16 protein-coding genes are annotated in these 23,136 nt (G+C 64.1%); 10 read left to right on the plus strand and 6 right to left on the minus strand.

The features are described from left to right. Positions 1-28: 28 nt before the first annotated feature. Positions 29-319, minus strand: coding sequence for a chorismate mutase (locus RY1_RS18105; RefSeq protein ID WP_072805386.1), 291 nt, complete (start codon positions 317-319; stop codon positions 29-31). A gap of 357 nt (positions 320-676) precedes the next feature. Between RY1_RS18105 and RY1_RS18110 the strand changes: the two genes are divergently transcribed. From RY1_RS18110 to RY1_RS18150, 9 genes are all read left to right on the plus strand, one after another. Continuing rightward, positions 677-3,148 carry a UvrD-helicase domain-containing protein gene (locus RY1_RS18110; RefSeq protein ID WP_072805387.1) on the plus strand — a complete coding sequence of 824 codons (2,472 nt, stop codon included), beginning with the start codon at positions 677-679 and terminating at the stop codon, positions 3,146-3,148. 89 nt (positions 3,149-3,237) lie between these two features. After that, the gene (locus RY1_RS18115) at positions 3,238-4,308 is read left to right on the plus strand and encodes a glycosyltransferase family 4 protein (protein ID WP_072805388.1); all 1,071 of its coding nucleotides are present in this window, start codon (positions 3,238-3,240) and stop codon (positions 4,306-4,308) included. A 139-nt stretch (positions 4,309-4,447) separates the two neighbouring features. Next, positions 4,448-5,155, plus strand: a complete 708-nt coding sequence (locus RY1_RS18120) for a GAF and ANTAR domain-containing protein (protein WP_072805390.1) — start codon at positions 4,448-4,450, stop codon at positions 5,153-5,155. Then, the gene (locus tag RY1_RS18125; protein WP_072805391.1) at positions 5,152-6,093 is read left to right on the plus strand and encodes a glycosyltransferase family 2 protein; all 942 of its coding nucleotides are present in this window, start codon (positions 5,152-5,154) and stop codon (positions 6,091-6,093) included. Before RY1_RS18120 ends, RY1_RS18125 begins: the two co-directional genes overlap by 4 nt. Next, on the plus strand, positions 6,090-7,235 hold the full coding sequence (locus tag RY1_RS18130; protein ID WP_072805393.1) for a glycosyltransferase: 1,146 nt from the start codon (positions 6,090-6,092) through the stop codon (positions 7,233-7,235). Before RY1_RS18125 ends, RY1_RS18130 begins: the two co-directional genes overlap by 4 nt. Then, positions 7,232-9,148 (plus strand): putative glycosyltransferase family protein, encoded by a 1,917-nt coding sequence (locus RY1_RS18135; RefSeq protein ID WP_139279901.1) that lies wholly within the window; start codon positions 7,232-7,234, stop codon positions 9,146-9,148. The genes RY1_RS18130 and RY1_RS18135 overlap by 4 nt, the downstream gene beginning before the upstream one ends. Further along, positions 9,145-10,038 carry a hypothetical protein gene (locus RY1_RS18140; RefSeq protein ID WP_072805395.1) on the plus strand — a complete coding sequence of 298 codons (894 nt, stop codon included), beginning with the start codon at positions 9,145-9,147 and terminating at the stop codon, positions 10,036-10,038. Before RY1_RS18135 ends, RY1_RS18140 begins: the two co-directional genes overlap by 4 nt. Continuing rightward, positions 10,035-11,375: a lipopolysaccharide biosynthesis protein gene (locus RY1_RS18145; RefSeq protein WP_072805396.1), complete on the plus strand. Its 1,341-nt coding sequence runs from the start codon at positions 10,035-10,037 to the stop codon at positions 11,373-11,375. The genes RY1_RS18140 and RY1_RS18145 overlap by 4 nt, the downstream gene beginning before the upstream one ends. Next, positions 11,372-12,634: a glycosyltransferase family 4 protein gene (locus RY1_RS18150; RefSeq protein ID WP_072805397.1), complete on the plus strand. Its 1,263-nt coding sequence runs from the start codon at positions 11,372-11,374 to the stop codon at positions 12,632-12,634. The genes RY1_RS18145 and RY1_RS18150 overlap by 4 nt, the downstream gene beginning before the upstream one ends. Before the next feature lie 25 nt (positions 12,635-12,659). Here the strand turns inward: RY1_RS18150 and RY1_RS18155 are convergent, their stop codons facing one another. Genes RY1_RS18155 through RY1_RS18170 form a run of 4 tightly spaced genes read right to left on the minus strand, consistent with a single transcriptional unit; the run spans position 12,660 to position 20,800 of the window. Continuing rightward, complete coding sequence (locus RY1_RS18155; protein WP_072805398.1) at positions 12,660-13,634, minus strand: glycoside hydrolase family 6 protein; 975 nt, start codon at positions 13,632-13,634, stop codon at positions 12,660-12,662. A gap of 11 nt (positions 13,635-13,645) precedes the next feature. Next, on the minus strand, positions 13,646-17,728 hold the full coding sequence (locus tag RY1_RS18160) for a non-ribosomal peptide synthetase (protein ID WP_072805399.1): 4,083 nt from the start codon (positions 17,726-17,728) through the stop codon (positions 13,646-13,648). Then, entirely contained in the window at positions 17,725-18,945 is a 1,221-nt protein-coding gene (locus RY1_RS18165) for a cytochrome P450 (protein WP_072805400.1), read from the minus strand. Before RY1_RS18165 ends, RY1_RS18160 begins: the two co-directional genes overlap by 4 nt. Position 18,946: 1 nt before the next feature. Continuing rightward, positions 18,947-20,800: a non-ribosomal peptide synthetase gene (locus RY1_RS18170; protein WP_072805402.1), complete on the minus strand. Its 1,854-nt coding sequence runs from the start codon at positions 20,798-20,800 to the stop codon at positions 18,947-18,949. A 595-nt stretch (positions 20,801-21,395) separates the two neighbouring features. On the opposite strand from RY1_RS18170, the gene RY1_RS18175 reads away from it, so the two are divergent. Then, the gene (locus RY1_RS18175) at positions 21,396-21,962 is read left to right on the plus strand and encodes an ANTAR domain-containing protein (RefSeq protein WP_169914743.1); all 567 of its coding nucleotides are present in this window, start codon (positions 21,396-21,398) and stop codon (positions 21,960-21,962) included. Between the two features lie 8 nt (positions 21,963-21,970). Here the strand turns inward: RY1_RS18175 and RY1_RS18180 are convergent, their stop codons facing one another. Next, positions 21,971-22,999, minus strand: a complete 1,029-nt coding sequence (locus tag RY1_RS18180) for a M23 family metallopeptidase (protein WP_072805404.1) — start codon at positions 22,997-22,999, stop codon at positions 21,971-21,973. Between the last annotated feature and the right edge of the window lie 137 nt (positions 23,000-23,136).

Raw genomic sequence — 23,136 nt, forward strand, 5'->3', positions numbered from 1 at the left:
GAGCGTTCATGCACAACGAGTGGTCGGGTCAGCGTCCGAGGCGTCCGCGACCGAGACGAAGCAGAAGCATTGCGAGCGTGTGGCCTTCCTGGCCCAGGCTGCTGAAGCGGTCGAGAACCTTCATCTCACGGCTGTGAACCATGCGAGGTCCGCCGGAAGCCATACGCGTGCGGCCGATCAGCTGCGAAACCTCGGTGCGGCGCTGGATGGCGGCCAGGATCTCGGCGTCGAGGCGGTCGATCTCATGACGAAGCTCGTCGATCTCGGCCTCGGTCGAGGGCAACGGGGTCTCGGAATCGATCTTGGTGGTAGATGCCATTTTCTTCTCCTCGTGTCACTTCGTGGATCGCTGCCTGGTCCGACACCGTTACTACCGCGTATTCGCGAGCGCTCACGGAATCGATGTGTCGATATGCAGTGCGTCACATAAAACAGTGCGTCACATAGAACGGCCCCGGATCCTCAGTGCGTGAGAGGACCTCGGGGCGCACACAACTATCGACAATTCCCCTGCCCCGGCGTCGAGCATTCGACTGCGGACAGGAGTTGGCGACGAACGGCTGTTTCGATCACCGATCCAGTTTGCCCTATGTGTACCGTCCTGGAAAGTCGGATGTTCGTTGTACTTTCTCACCGGTAACTTCCTGTCGGTCCCCGCCGGTAATCTGGTAGCGCGATGAACACGAATCTTCAGGATGTACCGGTGCCAGGAAAGTCCAAGTCCGAGACGCTTCTGGAGGGGTTGAACCCTCAGCAGCGTGAGGCCGTCGTGCATTCGGGTTCGCCGCTGCTCATCGTGGCCGGCGCAGGTTCGGGAAAGACGGCGGTTCTGACGCGTCGGATCGCCTATTTGCTGGCTGCGCGTGGTGTCACTCCAGGTCAGGTTCTGGCCATCACCTTCACCAACAAGGCCGCCGCCGAGATGCGCGAGCGTGTCGCAGGCCTGGTCGGACCGCGCGCCAACAGCATGTGGGTCTCGACGTTCCACTCCAGCTGCGTCCGCATCCTGCGAAGTCAGGCATCGCTGCTTCCCGGCCTCAACTCGAACTTCTCGATCTACGACGCCGACGATTCTCGACGGTTGCTGACGATGATCTCCAAAGACCTGCAGATCGACACGAAGAAGTTCTCGGCACGGCTGCTCGCGACTGCGATCTCGAACCTGAAGAACGAGCTCGTCGGACCCGAGGACGCCGCGGCGGACGCGGAGAAGCAGATGGTCGAGCTGCCGAAGCTCGTGGCGCAGGTCTACGGCATCTACCAGCTGCGTCTTCGTGCGGCCAACGCACTGGACTTCGACGACCTGATCGGCGAGACCGTCGGGTTGCTGCAGGCATTCCCCCAGGTGGCCGAGTACTACCGACGTCGGTTCCGTCACGTACTCGTCGACGAGTACCAGGACACCAACCACGCCCAGTACATGCTCGTGCGTGAGCTGGTGGGCACCCCGGATGCCGACGGTGCCCTCGAGGGGACCATCGAGCCGGGTGAGCTGTGCGTCGTCGGTGACGCAGATCAGTCGATCTACGCGTTCCGCGGCGCCACCATCCGCAACATCGAGGAGTTCGAGCGCGACTACCCGGACGCGCGCACCATTCTGCTCGAGCAGAACTACCGATCGACACAGAACATTCTGTCCGCGGCCAACTCGGTCATCTCTCGCAACACCGGCCGACGCGACAAGCGTCTGTGGACCGACTCCGGCGAAGGCGAGCTCATCGTCGGTTACGTCGCCGACAACGAGCACGACGAGGCATCGTTCGTCGCATCCGAGATCGACCGACTCGTCGACGGCGAAGGAGTGCGCTACGACGAGGTGGCGGTCTTCTACCGCACCAACAACTCGTCCCGAGCACTCGAAGAGATCTTCATCAGGCTCGGACTGCCGTACAAGGTCGTCGGCGGCGTCCGGTTCTACGAGCGCAAGGAGGTCCGCGACATCGTCGCCTACCTCCGTGTGCTGTCCAACGAGGACGACACCGTGAGTATGCGTCGCATACTCAACACGCCCCGGCGTGGCATCGGTGATCGCGCCGAGGCGTGCGTGGCGGTGCACGCCGAACAACGCGACATGAGCTTCTCCCAGGCGCTGCACGACGCGGCTGACGGCAAGGTCGCGCTGCTCAACTCGCGGTCGCAGAAACTGATCGGCGGGTTCCTGGAGCTACTCGACGAGCTTCGGGCCGTATTGACGGCCACCGACGGCGACGGCAACGACATCGCGGACATCGGCGACGTCGTCGAAGCGGTGCTCGATCGCACGGGTTACCGCGCCGAGCTCGAGGGCAGCAGCGATCCGCAGGACGGTGCGCGGCTGGACAACCTCAACGAACTCGTCAGCGTGGCACGGGAATTCACCTCCGAGGCACGCAACCTCGCGGCGGTCGAGGCAGAGCTGGAAGCGGAAGGTATCGAGCGGTCGGTACCCGACGGCGAAGCCGATCCCGAGGAGGGCCTCCCCGAACCCGGATCCCTCGCGGCGTTCCTCGAGCGAGTCTCGCTCGTCGCGGACACCGATCAGATCCCCGATTCCGGCACGGGAGTCGTCACCTTGATGACGCTGCACACGGCCAAGGGATTGGAATTCCCGGTCGTCTTCGTCACGGGCTGGGAGGACGGTCAATTCCCACACATGCGTGCACTCGGCGACCCGCACGAGCTGTCCGAGGAGCGCAGACTTGCATATGTCGGCATCACTCGTGCGCGCCATCGTCTCTACGTCACTCGGGCGATCATGCGCTCGGCGTGGGGGCAGCCGATCAACAACCCGGAATCGCGTTTCCTGCAGGAGATTCCGCAAGAGTTGATGAAGTGGAAGCGAGAGGATCCCGGCGTCGGCGGTGGGCGCGCCATCGGGGGAGGGCGTCCCCGATCGGGTTTCGGTGGCGGTGGCTTCGGTGGTGGCGGTTTCGGGGGAGGCGGTTATGGGGATCGACAGTCGTCGTCCACGCCGAGCTTCGGTGCGCCGCGCAAGAACAACACTCTGGTCCTCGCAGTGGGGGACAGAGTCAACCATGACAAGTACGGCCTCGGAACGGTGTTGGAGTCCACCGGGTCAGGAACCTCGGCGATGGTACTCGTCGATTTCGGTACGTCCGGGCGTGTGAAGATGATGCTCATCGGTGGGGTCCCGATGACCAAGCTTTGACTTTCCTTTTGCGATTGCGCTTTTGGTGAATCTCGCCGGCGGCGACGGGGTATCTTTGCGCACACCTACGCGGTTGCCGAAGGACCACTATGCGCGTCGCCATCGTCTCGCCTGGATTTCCGCCGGACCGAGGCGGGGTGGAGGCGCACGTCGAAGCTCTCGCCGAGGGGCTGACCGCCGCCGGTGTCGACGTGGAGGTGTTCTGCGCGCATCGTGGGGCGCGGTCGACGCACGTTGCCGGCACCGGCTCCGTTGTCGTGCACACCTTCCCGGCGTGGAGAGTGTCCAGTATGTCGATTTCGCCGAGGCTGTTGTGGAGGGCACTTCGGCTCGGACCTGGCTTCGACGTGATCCACGTGCACAGCTATCACGCAACCTCCGGTGCTGCGGCGCTGGTGGGGCTCCGTGCGAGAGTGGTGTTCACGCCCCACTATCACGGGGTCGGGCATTCCCGGGCTGCCGAACTGCTGCATCGGGTCTACGGCCGTTTCGGTTCCGTATTGTTCCGCCTGAGTCGGGCGGTGATCTGCGTGTCCGAGGTCGAGCAGGAACTGATCGTGCACGACTTTCCGCGCTGCGCGGACAGAATCACGGTGATCCCGAACGGCACGAATGTCATCGGTATCGGTGCGGCTGCACCGTTCCCGAACGAGCCTCCCACCGTGCTCAGTGTGGGGCGCCTCGCGGCGTACAAGCACACCGAACGGCTGGTCGCGGCCATGGCGGATGTGTCCGAGCACGCTCAGCTCGTCGTGATAGGCGACGGTCCCGAGCGTGCGGCCTTGGAAGCGCGGGTACGTGACTCGGGCATGGAAGGCCGGATCCGTTTCACCGGGCAGGTCGACGATGTGACACTTCGTCGCTGGTTGCGCACGGCCGCGGTGCTGGTGTCGCTGTCGGAGCAAGAGGCATTCGGAATGGCCCCCGTCGAGGCTGCGAGCGCTGGAGCGCGTGTCGTGCTCAGCGATATCCCGGCCCATCGTGAGCTGGAGAGGCTGTACCTCGGCGACGCGGCACGAATCGTGGCCGGCCACCTCGACGTCGCATCGACGATCGGCGAACTGCTGATGCTGAAAGACCGTGTAGTGGTGGAGGTACCGGACTGGCCCTCGGTTGCCGCGTCGACCATGTCGGTGTACCGAAGTGTGTGCAAGCGCTAGCCGCGAAGCTGATTTGGTAGTAGCTTTGTCTGCAGCGCCGTACGTCTCCTGTCCCTGGCACGTCACGCGCCGACATGAACTGAGCTGCTCCTGACAATCGGTGGCCACTGAACTCGTTGACGCGAACAGGTGGGCTGCCATGCACTACGACCAAGAGTTCGTGGGTGCCATCGCCCGGTTGGCAGTGCTGCCGGCCGAGAAGTGCGATTGCATAGCTGCGATGACCGAATTGAACCGCATCGCAATCGAACTGCTCGGTCTGTTCGGTAGCGGCGTCACCGTCACGGTTGCAGGCCGTCAGCATTCCATCGTGGAGTCGACCGCTCGTGAGACGGATCTGACGTGGTTCCAGGATCGTCTCGTGGTCGGGCCGTGCCGCACCACCTGGGACGCCCTGACGACGGTCTGCCTGCCGGATGTGCGTGAGTGCGTCGAGCAGTGGCCGGAGATCGCGGCCGAAGCCCGATGCACCGGAATTGCCGGGATTGCCGGTATTCCCATGCACATCGGAATACACTGTATCGGCGTCCTTGCTCTGTACTCCGACGAACCTCGGATGTGGCGTGAGGACGACATCAGTGCCGCCGACGTCCTGGCCTCGATGACAACCGGGTATTTGATCGATTCGACAGCGCTGTCGCAGAACGAATCTCGCGCGGCTCGGCTCGATCGTGAAGTGCAGTGCAGGATAGTCGTCGAGCAGGCCAAAGGGATGACTGCAGACGACAGGCAGGTGTCGGTCGATCAGGCCTACCGGTTGATCGAGCAACACGCGGTGCGGCACAACACAACCGTTCTTGCGGTGGCTCAGGCGATCGTCGGTGTCGGATTCCGGGTCCGCTCGTGAGCGGCGTGCGACCGGTCCCGGTCCGCGGTGACGGCTCGGCTCGGGTGCGCCCCAGCGGCGTCGGTCGTTCCCTTCGATCCGAATCCGCCGACGCGGCCCCGTCGTCGCACGCGCCCTTGGTGAAGCTGTCGATCGTGATGCCGGTCTACAACGAGGAACGCACCATCGGTCTCGCCATCGAACGGGTCCTCGCCGTCGAGTTCGACTGCGCTGCCGAAATCATCGTCGTCGACGATGGAAGTACGGATGCGACGCCTCGGATGCTCGGCGCGCTCGCGCGTCGAGGTGTCGTCGTCATCACGCATTCTCGCAACTACGGCAAGGGAACCGCGGTGGTGACGGGAATACGTTCGGCAACGGGCAGCCATCTCATCATTCTCGACGCGGACCTCGAGTATGCGCCTGCGGATATTCCGTCACTGCTCGCCCCTGTCGTCGAAGGAAGAGCCGACCACGTCTTCGGGGTCCGGGTGTTCGGTGTGAATTCTCGGTTTCCTTCGCTGCGCTATGCGTACGGTGGACGAGCTACGACGCTGGTCGCGAATCTGCTCTACGACTCGTGTCTGACCGATATGCACACGTGCCTGAAACTGATTCCGGTGTCGCACTTTCGGGCACTTGCGCTGCACGAGGGCGGATTCGGACTCGACACCGAATTGACAGCGCGGTTGCTGCGGAGTGGGGTGCGACCGTTCGAGGTGCCGGTGTCCTACTGTGGACGCTCCGCGCGCGAAGGCAAGAAGATCACCTGGCGCGACGGTGTGCACTGCCTGTCCGTCCTTTTCAAGGTCCGTATCGAGCGTCATCCGATTCCGTTGCCGCCGTTGATCATCGATGCCAAGTCCGATGATGCCGTTCCCGACTCTCCCGAGGGCCCTGGTTCAGGCGAAGCCGGGAGTCCCGACGGGCGATTCGGACTTCGATCGCGGTCACTATGAGAGGCAGGCATACCTACGTCGTCGTAGGACCGGGATTTCGCTTCCAGAGCGGTATCTCGGTGTACACCCATCGGTTGGCGGACGCCCTGTCGGCGTACGACGACGCCTCGGTGTTGCTGTTACGTCGCCTGATCCCACGGCACCTCTACCCGGGAGCCGCGAGGGTCGGTAGTCGTCTGACCGACCTGCATTACCCCGACAACGTGCCGGTGCTGGCCGAACTCGACTGGTATTGGGGGCCGACGATGGTGCGGGCGTTGCGGGCCCTTCGACGAGCGCGTCCCGACGCGATCGTGTTGCAGTGGTGGACGGCCGCGACGCTGCACAGTTACCTCGTACTTGCCCTCGTTGCTCGGTGGTGGCGCATCAGGGTGATCGTGGAGTTCCACGAGGTGCAGGACACAGGTGAAGCGGATATCGGGCTGGTTGCTCGGTATTGCCACCGGGCTATGCCGCTGTTGCTGCGGTTGACCGATGCTGCGCTGGTGCACAATCGACACGACCTCTCGCTGCTGCGGCGAACGTACGGCGGCGACGCGATCGACCGGCTGCGTCTCGAAATGGCCCCCCACGGTCCGTACGATCATCTCGTCGGCGATCGGGCGCCCGCACGCCGTGACGGCTCGGTGACGCGACTGCTTTTCTTCGGGCTCATTCGCCCGTACAAGGGCCTGGAGGATCTGATTCGCGCCTTCGGCTCGATGACCGAGGAGGAAGTGGAGCAGTTCCATCTCACGGTGGTGGGTGAGACATGGGAAAACTGGTCCCTTCCAGCAGAACTGATTGCGGCAAGCCCGTACCGCCATCGCATCACGTTCGTCGATCGGTACGTCGACGACGGCGCCGTGCGCTCGTTCTTCGCGTCGGCGGACGCCCTCGTGTTGCCGTACCGACGGGGTTCCGCCAGCGGTCCCATGCAGATTGCGATGAGTGGCGGTATGCACGTCGTCGTGTATGCCGTCGGCGGGTTACGTGAGACCGCTGCGGAGTACGAGGGAGCTGTGCTCGTGCCGCCCGACGACATCGACTCTCTCCGAGCCGCACTGCTACAGCTTCCGCCGCGCCGCGAGATGCGATTCGCGGACCCGTCCTCGTGGTCGACGACGGTGTCCGCGTACGACCGTCTGGTTCGCCGCGCATGATCTCGATCGCGCACTTCGCTCCGGCGCAGGGCGCGAGGAACTCCGCACCCAGTGACCACGGCGCATGCGGAGTTCGGCTGTGGGCGCCGATCTGTGTCTCGATAGCGGCCGGTATCGTCATTGTCGGTCTGTCGTACCGGATATCAGCGCATTCAGGCTCGCCGTCGGCGTACTACGGCGTCTTCTGGGCAGGGATGTCCGCCGCTGTCGTTCCCGTCGCCATCGTGCTGGTGCGCAGAAGCAGTACCGATAGCCAACGGCTGTGGGCGATACTGTTGCTCGGACTGTCGACGGCCGTCCCGAAGTTCCTTCGCAACCCCGACGTACCGCTCTATCACGACGAATACGCCCATTGGCGGCAGGCGATGGATGTACTGGTCAGTGGCCGTTTGTACCATTCGAATTCGATAATCCCGATCGTCGAGTTCTATCCGGGAACCTCGGCGTCCACTGTATCGATCGCGGGCCCGAGTGGATTGTCGGTATGGTCGTCCGGGCAACTGCTGGTGTGTGCCAGTCATGTTCTCACGCTGTTCGCCGTCTACGTGCTCGGGCGATCGCTTCTGGGCTCCGGTCGTGCAGGAGCGATTGCGGCACTGGTCTATTCGATCAATCCGTCGGCGCTCTACTTCGACACTCAGTACGCCTACGAGAGTGTCGCCATCGGATTGTTCCTGTGGGTTCTTGCCCTTGCAACGCTCGCGGTGTCCTCGCCCGATCGTCGCGTGCGCCGTGGGTATTGTGCAGCGGCTCTACTGTGCGCGGCCGGATGCACAGTGACGCACCATCTCACGACGCTCGTGCTGCTGGCGGTCATGGCATTGCTGGCGATGTCGGTGACCGTACACACCGCGCGATATCCGCTCGACTCCACGGACATGCCCTACGCCGCCCTGCGTTGGTGGGCACTGCTGGTCGGCATCGGGGTGATCGCAGCGTCGTGGCTGGTGTTCGTGGCTTCGCCGACCATGGCGTATCTTGCTCCGTACGTGGGTAGTTCGATTCATCAGCTGACCGGTGTCGCGGCCTCGCAGGAAGAAAGCCGCGAGCTGCTGGCGGCGAACGTGCAGCCGCTACCCGAACGAATCATGACTGCACTTGCGCCTGCGGTGGCAGGTGTGGTGTTCGTACTCGGTCTCGGCTTGGCTCGCAAGGAACGTCGGACGCTTCCCGGCGCACTGTTCGGGTTCTTCGCGCTGGCAGTGATGTACTTCGCCTCGGTGCCTTTCGTGCTCGTTCCGTCCGGTGCCGAGGGCGCCCGACGCTCATGGGCCTTCACATACGTGGCGATCGCACTGATCTTCGCCTTCGTCGCCACATCCACCCGTTGGCAGAGATCGTCGATTCGCGTCGGACGACGAGCTCGCGCGGTGACCGTGTTCGCGACGCTGACGATACTGGCGATCGGCAATGTCGGCGGCGGACTGAACGACCCGTACCGATTTCCAGGGCCGTTCCTGTGGGGGTCGGACACCAGATCCGCGTCCGAGGAGGCACGCACTGTCGCCGAACAGCTGTACTTCCAGTTCGGCAGCGTGAACGTCGTGAGTGATCGGTACACGAGCCTGGCGCTCGCGGCGTACGGGTCGCACTACATCGCCGAAGCCACCGACGCATACCCGGTATGGAATCTGACCCAGACCGATTCGGATCCCGATCCCACCCTTGCCGGTGACATGACGTTCTCCCGCTACGTGTATCTGGTCGTCGACGTTCGTATGTCCGAGGCTCCGGCGTTCAACGGTGACAACTACGGCGCGGGGGATCCCCTTGCCGGAGAGCCGACGCCGCAGGCCTACCTCGATCGGCTCGACGCTGTCCCGTGGGCCGCCCGGATCATGTCGACCGAACACCTTCGTGTGTATCGCCTGGATCTGGAACGAATCGGTACTGCCGTGCAGGAGGGACCGTGACCGAGCTGAGAGAACCGACGTCCCGGCACGAAGCAGCGCCGCGATCGAGTTCGACGCGCCGAGTGCTCGTGCCCTGTGCGCTCGTGCTTTTCGCCGCAGCGCTCGCCGTGAGCGATGCCCCGTCGATCGTCCGCGCCGCCGTCGTACTTCCCGTCCTGATTCTGGTTCCAGGATGGGCAGTGACCGTACTGCTCGTCGGTCGAGCGAACGATGCGCCCGAACGGCTCGTGCGAATGTGCATGTGCCCGTTGCTCGGTTCGTTGCTTCTACTCGCGGTCGTGCTCGCTCTAGGCGCCGGTGGTGTCGCTATCACCGGCGACACCGTTGCCGGATTCGGTGCGGCTGCGGCAGTGGTGTCGGTGCTCGGGGCAGAGTGGAGTACGCGACATGGCCGATCGGCCACCACGTTCGGTCGACCACCCGACGCACGGACGGTTGTCCTCGGTGCAGCGGCAGCGGTGCTGCTCGTCACGGCGCTGGTGGTTGCCGTGAAGCTGCAGCCCGAGGTTCACGAGAAGTACACCGAGCTCGTGCTCACCGGTCCCGCGACGTCTGCCCCTGGCCAGATACACGCGAGCGCTGGGGCCGACGTGCAGATTCGCTGGGCGAGATACAGCTATGGATATTCTCTCCCACAGGATCTGCCCGTCGTCGACGTCACCATCGCAGGTGCCTCCGTCGTCGACGAGGCGGCGACGACAGAGGCGCCCGAGCCGGTGCCGGACGCCACCACCGATGTGGTCGACTCGCAAACGGGGAAGTTCACCGTCGCGGCACCGGAGAAATACGGGACCTATCGCGTGAGCGTGACCGTGAGCGATGCGGACGCTCCGGATCTCCAGGCGGCCGGCAACTCCACACTCGTGATGTATCTCGAGGTGGGCAGGTGAGTCGGCGGTTGATCTCCGAACTACGAACTCGGGCAGCCGATCACCTGTCCGACAACCCGATGCTGCGGTCGAGCGCGGCGCTCATGTCGAGCACGGTGGCAACGTCGCTGCTCGGCTACCTGTTCTGGCTCGTCGTCGCACGGACGGCAGATGCAGACGTCAGCGGGATCGGAGTGGCGACCACCAGTGCACTGCAGATGACCGCAATTTTCGCGAGCGTCGGTGCGGGTACCGCGATGCTGCAATGGCTACCCCAGGCGTGCGGCCCGGCGCAATGGCAGCGCATCTTCACCGCGGGAGTCGTTGTTGCCCTGGCCACCAGCCTTACGGGGTCCGTTGTCGTGGTGCTGATACTCGGACGCATGTCGAGCATTCTGCCCACCCTCGATTCGCCTGCCGCTGCCGCGTTCTTCTGCTCGGGCGCAGTGCTGTTCGCAGTGGGCACAGTTCTCGATCATGTGGCGGTGTCGGAAAGGCGAAGCATTCTGTTGTTGGCGAGGAACGTCCTGCTGTGCTCACTGCGTACCCCACTTCTGTTCGTTCCCTTCCTGGTTCGTGATCGACCCAACGAGATTCTCGTCGCGTGGACAGTGGCCGCCGCGTTGTCGCTCCCACCGTCGCTTCTGCTGTTCACCCGCGACGACTCCCGACGGTTGAGGCCCGCCTTCGGGCACGTGGTGAGCGACATCAAAGCGATGGTGCCCTCCCTCGTCGGACAGCACTTGATCTCGGTGGCAGCGGTTCTGACGACGTTCCTGTTGCCTGTCGTCGTGTTGGCACGTACCTCGGAAGCGGACGCGGCGTACTACTACGCTGCGTGGATGTTGGGCGGAATCTTCTTCATGGTCAGCCCGTCCGTGGCCACGTCGTTGTTCGCCGAAGGGTCGGCCGACCCCGCGAGGATCCACGTGTCGGTGGTGCGGTGCTGCCGAATCATCACAATCTCGATCGCACCGCTGATCGTGTTCTATCTCGTCTGCGGTGGGTGGTTGCTGCAACTGTTCGGGCCGGCATACGAGCAGAACGGGCGGGCTCTGTTGCTCGTGCTGACGTTCTCTGCGATTCCGGATGCCGTCACCAATGTCGCGGTTGCGGTCCTGCGGTCCACGAACCGGCTCGGGGCCGCGCTTCGCCTCAACACCGCGATGCTTGTCGTGTGCCTCGTGCTGTCGTGGCTGTTGCTGCCGTCGGTGGGAATCGTCGCGGTCGGTATCGCGTGGATCGTGAGTCGAAGTGCAGGAGCGGTGTGGGTAGCGGTGCAGTGGCGCTCGATCATGGCGGCGCCAGGTGAGGCGAACGGCGCTCGCGCGGACACCGAACCAGGACGGGCCGAATGAAAGTTCTTCTCGTCTGCGACAGCTATCCACCGGCCACCGGTGGCCTCGAACGAGCGGTCCAAGCTCTGGCCCACGGACTGGTCCGCGCCGGTGACGAGGTCACGGTGGCGACTCTGGGGCATCCGAGTGGTGCGACGGCCGACGACCCTGGCGTCGGTGTGGTGGGTGGCGTTCGTGTGGTGGGAGTCGACGGGTGGAGTCGGCACCTCGACAGGTTCTCCACCGACCCGAACCATCGCTTCCATCCCACGGCCCCGGATCCGGCACTGACTATGGCACTGCAGCATCTCGTGGACGAGATTCGTCCCGACGTGGTGCATGCGCATGGCTGGATCGTGTTCTCGTGCCTACTGCTTCGGCTGCCGCTGGGCTCGGCGTTGGTCCACACCCTGCACGATTACGGTCTGACCTGTGCAAAGAAAACGCTTGTCCGACAACAGGATCTGGACAGCTGCTGCGAGGGGCCCGCGCTCGGTCGCTGTCTGCCCTGCGGACGGGACGCATACGGCGCGGTGAAGGGCGGCGCTCTGGTGCTGGGCCTGGCAATGACCAGACCGCTCCTCGGCCGCATCGACATGTTCCTACCCATCAGTGCAGCAGTTCGAGCAAGCATGCCGGACGTCGGGCCGAAACGAGTTCGGATCATCCCGTCCTTCGTCGCCGACGACGTCGCGAACGAGGCCTCGGCAGCGGTCCCGCCCGATTGCCTGCCCGCGGGCGAGTACATCGTCTTCGTCGGAGCTTCGGGCGCGCACAAGGGCGTCGACACCTTGGTGGAGGCACATCGACAGATGCGGCATCGGATACCGCTCGTGGTGATCGGTCCGGCGCAGGTTCGGCAGCACCCGCGCTCGGGTACACCCGAGCGACCGGTGATCCACGCCGGATCGCTTGCACACGGGCCGGTGATGGCGAGTCTCGCATCGGCGAAAGTAGCTGTGGTGCCGTCACGTTGGGCAGAGCCGCAGGGGTTGGTCGCGATCGAGGCGATGGCAGTCGGTACACCGGTCGTCGCATGTGACGTCGGGGGATTGCGTGATGTGGTCTCCGAGGAGACGGGACTCGTGGTTCCCCCGGGTGATCGTGCCCGGTTGGCAGACGCGCTCGATCGGCTTCTCGACGATGCCGCGCTGCGCCAGCGCACGGGTGTGGCTGGCGCAGCGCGCGCCCTCGGGTACACGGAATCGGCAATCGTTCCCCTTGTGCGGCAGGCCTATCGGGCAGCACAACGGAATCGACATGAGACGGAATCGACGTGAGCGATCGGCCCACCGAAACATGCGGTCACCGACCGGAATTACGCACTAGATCCACCGCATAGGCCTGCCACCAGACGCTGGAAGGCGGATCACCCCGGTCGCACGTGCCGTCCGATTCTCCCGGATGTTTGACCCACAGGTACGCATCTGCGTGTGCGTCGTCGGTCTGCGCTGTCGGCTCGTCGCCGAGAGCACGACCCGGCGGATTGCACCAGTTGAGCGGTGCGTCGGGTGCAGGTCCGTTCCCGTTACGTGAAGTATCGATGACATAGTGCTTGCCGCCGAGCAAACTCGACACCGTCTCGCCGTACGCCGATTCCTCGGCCGTGCTGAAGAAGTTCGCGACGTCGAGGCTGAAGCCTCGTATCCTGTCGACACCGACAGCTGCCAGCATCGACGCGAGATCCGGTGGGCTGAGCCACCGGGAATGTCCGCCGTCGAGATAGACCGCGACGTGCGGTAGATCCGCGAAGACCGACACCGCGTGCCGGAGCATGTCCAACCGAGACTCGGTGTCGGCTGGATCGAGGCAGGTGGTGGCCGTCAGTGCATCCGGTTCGACGATCACGGCTGCTGTCCTGTCGCCGATCGCCGTTCCCAGACCGTCGATCCATGCACGATACTGCCCAGGATCGGTGAACCCGCCTGCCGAGTAGGAGCCGCAATCGCGGTGGGGGATACCGTACGTCACCACTACGGGAATCGCATCGGCCGCTGCCGCGTCGACCACATACCGCTGCACCGACTCCGGGGACGCCGACGAGTCGAACCACCGTGCCTGTGGGGTGTCGGCGATGACCGAGATGTCCCGTGCGTCCTCGGGATAGCGGATCACTGCCCGCGATGCCGATGTGTCGGGGGAGACGTACAGAGGTTGTGTGGTGAAGATGTTGGATTCGGTATGCCCTTCGGCGGAGGACCGAACCGGGGCCGCAGCACTACCGAGCATCAGTAGCGCGAACACTGCGCATGCTCCGATGGCCGCCTTCGACTCGTCCATGACCCGGGCCACTACGTAGACCCGGCGTAGTCGCGCCGCAGGCTCTGCAGGACGAGCTCGGCGACTTCCAGCGCCCGTGGCCGACTCAGCAACGTCGCATGGTCACCCGGCATGCGGTGTGTCGTCAGAGGGCCTCGATGCAGTTCCTTCCAGCCCAGCGCTGCCCGCCCCACCGCAGTTGCGGTCTCCTCGGTCACGAACAATTCCATGGGCACGTGATGGCCACCGCGGGAATACCGTTGGATGATGTCCCATGCTCCGCGCAGATCGAACTGCTCGGCTTCGGCACGGCGCACGAGTCTGGCTTCGATCAATCTCTCGCGCGCTGCCCACCGTAGGTTGGCCGCGTAATCGAGGACCATCTTCGTCCGATCGGGTTCGCGGACGCGAGCCAGCCTGCCGGCGGGTGACTTCCACCTGCGGATCAGCTGACGCGCCATTTCCGGGGTCGGCGAGTCCAACATCACCACTCGCTCGACGTGGCTCCCATCCTCGGACAGCCTTCGGGCCAGCTCGTACGCCAGCAGCCCACCGAACGAGTATCCGAGCAGGACGTACGGTCCATGCGGTGTGACCGACCGAATGGCGTCGAGCAGAGGAGCGGCGAGTTGCTCGATACTGTGCCAGCGGGCATACCTCCCGCCGGGCAATATCGGCAACAGAGGGTGCGCAGGTAGCTCGTCCTTCCACACCGACGACAGATGCCGAAGGCTCATTGCGCTGGCCAGATCGGGGTAGACGACGAAGATCGGTGGTGCCGAGCCAGCCTGCTGCGGGCGGGATCGCGAGGCGACGGTCTGTGCTGTCAGATCGGTCAGCCCGGCCAATGTGGTTCCCCGTGCGAGGAAGTCGGCCAAGGTGACCGAGATGCCGAGGGTGGATTCGATCCGCGCCAGCAGCTGCGCTGCGTGCAGCGAGTGCCCGCCCAGATCGAAGAAGTTCAGATTCTCGTCGACGGTGTCGACTCCGAGAACATCCGACCACAGTGCGGCGACGTTCGTCCGCGCATCGGGATCGACTCCGCCGCCGATCCGCTTACGCTGCAGGCGTGTTGTGGTGTCGTCCATCACCGGGGCCGGCGCGGGTAGAGCTGCGCGGTCGAGCTTTCCGCTGATCGAAGTGGGCAGCGCGGAAAGATGTACGACGGCAGTAGGGACCATGTAGTCCGGAAGGCGGGTTCGCATCCAGGCTCTGAGCTCGACCTCGAGCGAGACCGATTCCCGCGAGGACGATCCCCGCGAGGCCGGCTGCGGGCCGACGACGTAGGCCACGAGTTGACGCCGCCCATCGCGGTCCTCGCGTGCGGCGGCGGCCACTGCATCCAGTCCAGGAAACTGTGCCATCACCGACTCGACCTCGCCCAGCTCGACACGGAAGCCGCGTATCTTGACCTGGTCGTCGTTGCGACCCAGATGTTGCAGCCGTCCGTCGCTGAGCCACCTGCCTCGATCCCCGCTGCGAAAGACCATGTGTCCCTCGCAGAATGGATCGGGCAGGAATCTGCGTTCGGATTCTTCGGGTCGATTGGCATACCCCTGCGTCACTCCCGATCCGCCGATCAGAATTTCTCCCGGTACTCCTGTGGGGACCAGGCGAAGTCGCTCGTCCACCACGTAGAGCCGAACACCGGTCAAAGGCTTTCCGACAGTGATGGGTTCACCTTCGCTCACGAACCCACCGCCGGCGAAGACGGTCGTCTCGGTGGGTCCCCACCCGTTCCACACCGCACGGCATCGCGCGAGCAGTGCGTCGGCCAGCGGTTCGGGAAGTGGCTCTCCCACACTGCCCGCGACGAGTGCCGGGTTGCCCGACCAACCCGCCGCGATCAGTGCCGACCACGTGGTCGGCGTCGCGCCCATGAACGTGGCGCCGGATCGGCCGACGAGATCGATCAGCAACCGTGGATCCTTGGTCTGCTCCTCGTCTGCGACGACGAGTGCGGCCCCGACCCCGAGCGTGGGAAAGATGTCCCCGATCGACATGTCGAAGGTGTAGGACGCCACCGAGAGTACGGTGTCGGCGGCTGTGGTTCCCAGCGCCTCGGGCATGGAATCCATCAGGCTCGTCACGTTGCGATGCTCGACTCGAACGGCCTTCGGCGTACCGGTCGTCCCGGAGGTGTAGATCATGTATGCCAGATCTCCGGGTTCTGTTGCACGCGAGCTCTTGTCCGGTACACGAGAGCTCTCGACGAGAGCTTCCACGACGAGCCCGCGGTGAGCGCGCGGATGATCCGGCGACGAATCGGTCAAGAGCACACGTGCCCCCGAGTCGGCGATCATGAACTCACGTCGTCGGGCCGGCTGCGCCGGGTCGATGGGAACATACGCCGCACCGGACATCAGAATGCCCAGCAGCGCAGGAACCAAGTCGATCGAGCGAGCGAGCACAGTCGCAACGACATCGCCGCACGTCACGCCTGCATCGAGAAGAAGCGCCGAAATGGACTGGGCGCGTTCCGCGAGTCGACGATAGGTCAAGCTCTGAGTGCCGACGACCACCGACACCGCATCGGGTGTGCGCCGTGCCTGCTCCATCACGCGGGCATCGATGCGGGTGCTCGCATCGTGAGGTGTACGCGTCAGGTGCAGTAGTTGACGGCGACGATCGTCGGTGTCGGGCTCGAGGAGTTCCGTCAGAGGTACGTCAGGAGTGCTCGAGATCCGATTCAACAATCGAACGTACTGCTCGGTCATCGACTGTGCTGTGCCGCAATCGAACAGATCCGTGCTGTAGATCAATCGGCCGGTGACGTGGCCCTCGCTACGCTGGTCGAGTTCCATGCTCAGATCGAACTTGGACTTACCGAGTGCTGCCCCGATCGCATTCTCCATCTGATGCATGGACCACGACGGGTCGGGTGTCAGCATCGGCGGTTCCAGGACGAACGCAGACTGGAACACCGGGTTTCTTCGGGGGTCTCGCGGTAACCCGAGGCTGCGAACCAGGTGCTCGAACGGCACTGCGTTGCCGATCGCGTCGAGAATCTCGTGGCGCACTTCCCGGAGGAGATCGGTGAACGTCGACGCGCCCTCGGACGAGCATCGTAGGACGACGGGGGTGAGGCAGTACCCCACCATCGACTCGAGCTCCGGTCGTTGTCGTAGGTCGCAGGCGGTGGCGAACACCACGTCGCGGGTACCTGAATAGCGCTGCAGCCAGTATGAGTATGCGGCCGCCAATACCTGGAACAGAGTCGCGTTCGCGGATGCGGCGAGCTCGCGCAGCGCACGTACGGTCGCAGGCTCGATCGAGATCGGCACGACGTCGCCTGCCGAGGACTTCAGGGGAGGGCGCGGTCGGTCCTGGGGGAGATCGAGTGGCTGCGCGCCACTGAGCCGAGCGCGGAAGTGCTCGATTCTTCGTTCGACCTCGGGTGAACTCACCCACTCCCGCTCCCACACAGCATAATCCGGGTATCGGATGGGAAGCGGCGGCAGCAGCGCCTGTACTCCCGCGCAGCGTGCGTCGTACAGGGCGACGAGCTCGGGCAGTACTATCCGGTACATACTGACACCGTCGAAGACCAGATGATGCATGCTCAGATACAGTCGGTGGTCCGATCGAGACAGCCGTACGAGCAGAGGTCGAATCAACGGGCCCGTCGACAGGTCGTACGGCTGCGAAGTGCGTTGTATCGCAATCGATGTTGCCTCGGTCTCCGCATCGCCCTCACTCAGGTGGCTCAGATCGAGCAGCGCGGGCTCCGAAGGCAGATGCTCGTGCACCACTTGCACGGGTTCACCGTCCAGGGTCTCGAAGGTCGTACGCCATGCGTCGTGCCGTCGAACCACGTGATCGAAGGCCCAGCGAAATGCATCGACATCGAAGGATCCGCTCTTGCGCACGGTGACCAGTTCGTTGTAAGCCGAAGAGTGCGGAGACATTCGGTCGACCAGCCACAGTTGCAGTTGCGCAGCCGACAGCGGTGCCCGGCCGTGCGGGTGGTCGATTCGCCGAACCGGATGATCACAGGCACGGCCACGAGTGTGTACACCGCGCAGTCGTGCGTCGAGAAGCCTCCTACGTGCCTCGGTCAACTCGGCCTCGCTGAAACTCCGCGCTTGGCGGCGATCGCCGTTGTGGGAGCTCATACGGACCACCGGACCCTCATGGCCTGCAGGCCGCGAAGACCGAGGTTCGGACGCCACACGAGCGGTTCGGGAACGAGTGAGAGGTCGGGAAGACGGGAGAGTACCGCGGCGAAGGCGGCTGCGGCCTCCATTCGGGCCAGCGGCGCACCGAAGCAGAAGTGGGCCGCCCAGCCGAATGCCAGATGCCGGTTGTCACTCCGGCACAAATCGACTCGATTCGGATCGGGAAAGCGATCCGGATCGCGATTGGCCGCCCCCATCACTGCGATGACCGCCTGCCCCTTCTCGATCGGTCGACCCGCGATCGAGGTGTCGCGCGGTGCGAGCCGGGCCGTGTGTTGGCTCGGGCTCTCGAAGCGCAGCAATTCTTCGACCGCGCTGGGCATGAGCGTCGGATCCGCTCGAAGCTGCTGCAGTGCAGCGGGATGTCGCAGCAGTGTCAGCAGCCCGTTGCCGATCAGATTCGTCGTCGTCTCCTGTCCGCCCACCATGGTGACTATGACGTTGGCGACGACCTCGTCCTCGGTCAGCCGGTCGCCGTCGATCTCGGCGTTGGTGAGCGCGTTGACCAACCCATCGGTCGGGTGCGCCGCTTGCGCACGGATTGCATCTCTGAAGTAGCAGGTCATCTCGTCCACGCTGCGCAGCACCTGTGCCGTTCGCCCTGGATTGTGTTGAAAATTTCCGAGCATCTCCGCGAAATCGGTCGACCATTTCTTGAGCATCTCGTGATCGGACGTCGGTACGCCGAGCATCTCCGCGGTCACGATCGCGGGCAACGGATTGGCCAACTCGGCCATCACATCCATGTGCCCTCTGCCTGCGACTGCATCGACGAGCGAATCGGTGATGCCCTGGATGTGAGCTGCGAGTTCCTCGATTCGCCGCGGCGTGAAAGCAACCGCGGCGAGCCTTCGCACCCGTCCATGCGCTGGGCGGTCGAGAAAGAGCATCTGCGCAACCATGATTCGGGCGAGAGGCGTCAGGTTCTCCATACCGAGTTCGACGAGCTTGTCCGGGGTCGGGGTCCTGTTGGCACTGAAAGTGGTCAGAACCTCGACGACGTCGGCGTATCGGGTGACCACCCATGCATGCAGGTAGGGGTCCCACAGCACGGGAGTCTCGGCGCGCAAGCGTGCGTACAGAGGATATGGGTCGGCCAGTACCTCCGGGTCGAGTAGGTGGAACAAACTGGGTGTCTTGGTCGGTGCGTTCATCTCAGCTGATGCCCCCGTCCATGTCGACGGCGTTCGTCAACGATTCCGCGCTCATCTCTGCAATCTGCTGCACCAGTAGGCGTTCGATCTCGACCGCCATCTGCGCGACGGACGGATGATCGAACAAGTCGAGCAATGTCATCTCGACGCCGTAAATACGGGAGATCTCGATGATCAGCTGGGCGCCGAGCATCGAATGTCCACCGAGGAGAAAGAAATTGTCGTCGACGCCGATTTTCGTGGTCTTCAGTCGCTCCGCAACCATGTCGAGCAGCGTTGCTTCCACCGTGGTGAGCGGGCGGTCCTCGATCCGGTCCCCGCGGTCGGGCGGCGGGAGAGACCGAAGCGCGGTTCGATCGATCTTGCCGTGTGCTGTCGTCGGCAATTCGGTGACCGCGACGACCGTATCGGGCACCATGAAGTCCGGTAGTCGCTGTGCGAGATAGTGCTGGAGGTCGACTGTGCCCATATTCGAATCCTGCTGAAACACAACGAACAGGGCGAGCCGCGGGTCGCCGGATCCTTCGATCGGAACAACTGCGCAGGTGCGAACCTCGGTACAGGCTCGGAGGGCGTCGCCGATTTCACCGATCTCGACTCGGAATCCCCGAATCTGCACCTGATCATCGACGCGGCCGAGGAAGTCCACGCTGCCGTTGTCGTCCATGCGCACCACGTCGCCGGTGCGATAGGCGCGAACCGCGGAATCCAACGGGTCGGAGACGAATCGCTGCGCAGTGAGTCGGGGCAGTCCGAGGTATCCCCGTGCGACGCTGACGCCGCAGATCACCAGTTCCCCGATGGATCCGGGCGGCACCGGTTTTCCGACATCGTCGACGACCCTGAGCTCTACTCCGTCGATCGGCGTACCGATCGACGGAGCGTGAACGGAGTCGGATTGGGCTGCAACGGTTCCCGATGTCGAGACCACCGTTGCCTCGGACACTCCGTAATTGTTGACCAGTTCGAAGGGCAGCCCCGGCGGCGGCAGGTGGCGAAGGACGTCGCCGCCGGTCAGCAGGTACCGCAGGGCCGCCGTGGGCGGCCACGGAAGTTCGACGAGGGTTTCGGCCAGTGGCGTCGGGAGGAACGCGACGGTGATGTTCTCGGCAATCATCCAGTCTCGCAGACGAACCGGATCGGTCTTGAGTGCCGCCTCGGGTACGTGGAGGCAGGCGCCCGCGCAGAGTGTCGGCCAGATTTCCCAGGCCCCGGCATCGAAGCCGGGGTTGGCGATCAGCGTCGTTCGATCACTCGCCGTGAGGTCGAATGTGTTTCGGTGCCAGTCGACGAGATTCAGCAGACCGGCGTGCTCGACCATGACGCCCTTGGGCTTTCCGGTCGAACCGGAGGTGTAGACGACGTACGCGAGATCGCCTGGGGCAGGAACAGTGTGGCTCATCGACGCTGAGGGCGTAGCGCTCGGCGACGTGCAGGGCGATACCACATCGACTGTGCCGGACAACGTATCGACCATCGATGGGTATGCGACCGCGACACCCGCGCCGCAGTCCGCCACCATGAAGTCCAGCCGCTGGTGCGGCTGATCGGGATCGAGTGCGACGTACGTTGCGCCGAGTGCGAGAATTGCCAGCGCTGCCACGATCAGGTCCGACGATCGGGGCAGGCACAGCGCGACGAGGTCGCCGCGCGCCACACCGGCCTGCTGCAGCCGAATACCCAGTTCGTTCGATCGCGCAGTCAGTGCCGAGTACGACAGGTGGTCGTCGGCGCTTCGCACCGCCGGCGCGTTCGGTGTGGCACGCGCTCGATCGAATACCTGCCCGGTTATGTCGAACTGCGTGGCAGGGCTGTCGAGACGATTCTTGTGTGCCGAATGCTGCGTCGAGTACATGGGCTGCCCCTTGTGGTCCGATCCGGATGGAACGGGGCACCGAGTAGCAGGGGCAGCCCCACGTGATCAGCGCAGCGAAACCGGGGGCACGAGTATCGCGGCTGACCCGAAAATACTCCACGTCCCGGTGCGGCGGCTACGGTTCGGGCGGAGGAAATCGAACTCGGTTGCAACTCTGCTTCGAGTGCGTAGAAGTTGTCGTAAACCGACGGGATCGAGAGTACGGTTCAGGGAATCAAGTTTATCGCATGTTTTTCGATGGTCGGGGCGGCGAAGTAGCAGCTCATCGGACAACCAGTGTGAAGGACTGGTTGAAAAACACTGAATTAACTGATGCGAGTGCGGGTTCGAAGACGCCGGGTAGATGCCGCACGCCTTGAACAAGAAATTTGACATATTCGCGCGTAAGGAATCCCTGCTCATGACTCACCTCGCTGTGCAATCTTTGCCTGCCTGTCCGCCTCGGACTCCCTCCTCGCCAGTGTGTGAACACGGCGTCAGCGAACTATCACCCTGCGCGAGCGCACCGGAATCCGATGCAGAGCCACTGCCGACGCTCGGGGCCTCGCTGCGTGCCCTCGAAGAGGTGTGTTCGGTGGCTGTCCGAACGTTGGCTCTTCGGACCAGCGTCATCGTCGCGACGGTCGGCCGGTCCGATCACACCGTCAGTGCGGGTTGTGCAGACGGTGTGATGCCGGAGCAGGATCGATCGACAGTCCGCTGTATCGCGAACATCGGCGGCACGGCCACGATGCGGCCGTCGTTCCACACCGACAGGCCGACAGGCCGGCGTGCGGCAACTGCGTCGATTCTGCTCGAGCGAGAAGGCGTGCGTCTCGGGGCTCTGCATCTGTGGTCGGCGGAACCGCGTCCGTGGCGGCCGGCCGATCTCGATATCGCCCACCGGCTGGGAACGGTTGCGGCGACACACATCGACTTCGCAACTCGGCTGTGGCAGCAGGAACAGCTCGTATGCCAGCTGAGCTACGCACTGGAGGCGAGAATCATCGTCGAACAGGCGAAAGGGATCATTGCCAACGACAGGCAGATCGATGTCGAGAAGGCGTACGAGCTGATTCGACGGCACGCGAGACGTCACAATGCGACAGTCCGAGCTGTGTCCAACGCCATCGTCCACGCAGGGATGAGGGTCGCTCGATAGGACCGGAGCTAGTCCTGCTCGACGCCGAGGCTGATGCCACGGGAAGCGAGCCAGGGAAGTGGGTCGATCTTGTTCTCGCCGGGCAGGTGTACCTCGAAGTGGAGGTGAGGCCCGGTGGAGAAGCCGCGGTTACCCATGCGTGCGATCTGGTCTCCGGCCATGACGTCCTGGCCGACGCTGACGGTCGCGCTGTCGATGTGGCCGTAGACGGTGATGGTGCCGTCCGCGTGCTGCAGGCGAACCCACATTCCGAAACCCGAGGCGGGACCGGCATCGATGACCTTGCCGTCGGCGACCGCGAGGATCGGCGTTCCGATGGCGTTGGCGATGTCGACTCCGGCGTGCAGCGTTCCCCAGCGGGTTCCGAAGTTCGATGTGTACGTTCCGACGGCCGGCAGTACGAACAGCGGGCGGCGGGCGGCGGCCTCGCGGGCGGCACGCTCCTCGCTGAAGCGCTGGCCCTTGGCCAGAAGGTCGCTGAACTGGCTCAGATCGACAGCGTTGGCGACGTTGAGAATCTGCGGAGCGGACGACGGCGACGTGTCGGTCGTGTCTGCGGCATATCCGGCAGCCTGCGGTACCGCGGTTGCTGCGATTCCTGGGGCCGCACCGGCGGCGAGAGCAACTTCCTCGGACGAGGTTGCTGTGGTGGTGTCATGATCGACGATGGCCTGTCCCGCTGCGACGACGGCGCCCGCGGCAACTGCCAGGACCGCTGCGCGACCCTTGAGTGCGGTGGGGGGCGTCGGGATGCGGTGCGCTCCACCCTTGCGGGGAACGGCGGTGACGGTCTCGAATGTGTCGGCGGTACCGAACTCGGAAGAATCGAGCGATTCGGGAGTGCTGTGCAGCTCGGAATCGTGGTAGCTGTCTGCCGAGCCGTAGTTGCTGGCAAAGTAGTCGTACCGGTTCGAGTCGAGGTCTTCGGTCTCGGCACCCCAGCTGGTCTCGTTCGAGTACACGGTGGGTGCGCTGTCGGTCACGACCGCCGGTGTGACGAAGCGGCTGGAAGTGAAGGAAGCGCGGTGTTGCGACAAGACCTGCGACCTCCGTTTCGTGATCTGCTCGTGACTTAAGACTCGGCAGACGGTAACGAAACGATTGCAACGGGCGCAAGTTTTCCGGCCCACAAGAGGCATATTGTGACGTGCCTCACACTGCGAGCAGGGGTTAT

This window comes from Rhodococcus yunnanensis NBRC 103083 (assembly GCF_001895005.1).
GTDB classification, from domain to species: domain Bacteria; phylum Actinomycetota; class Actinomycetes; order Mycobacteriales; family Mycobacteriaceae; genus Rhodococcoides; species Rhodococcoides yunnanense.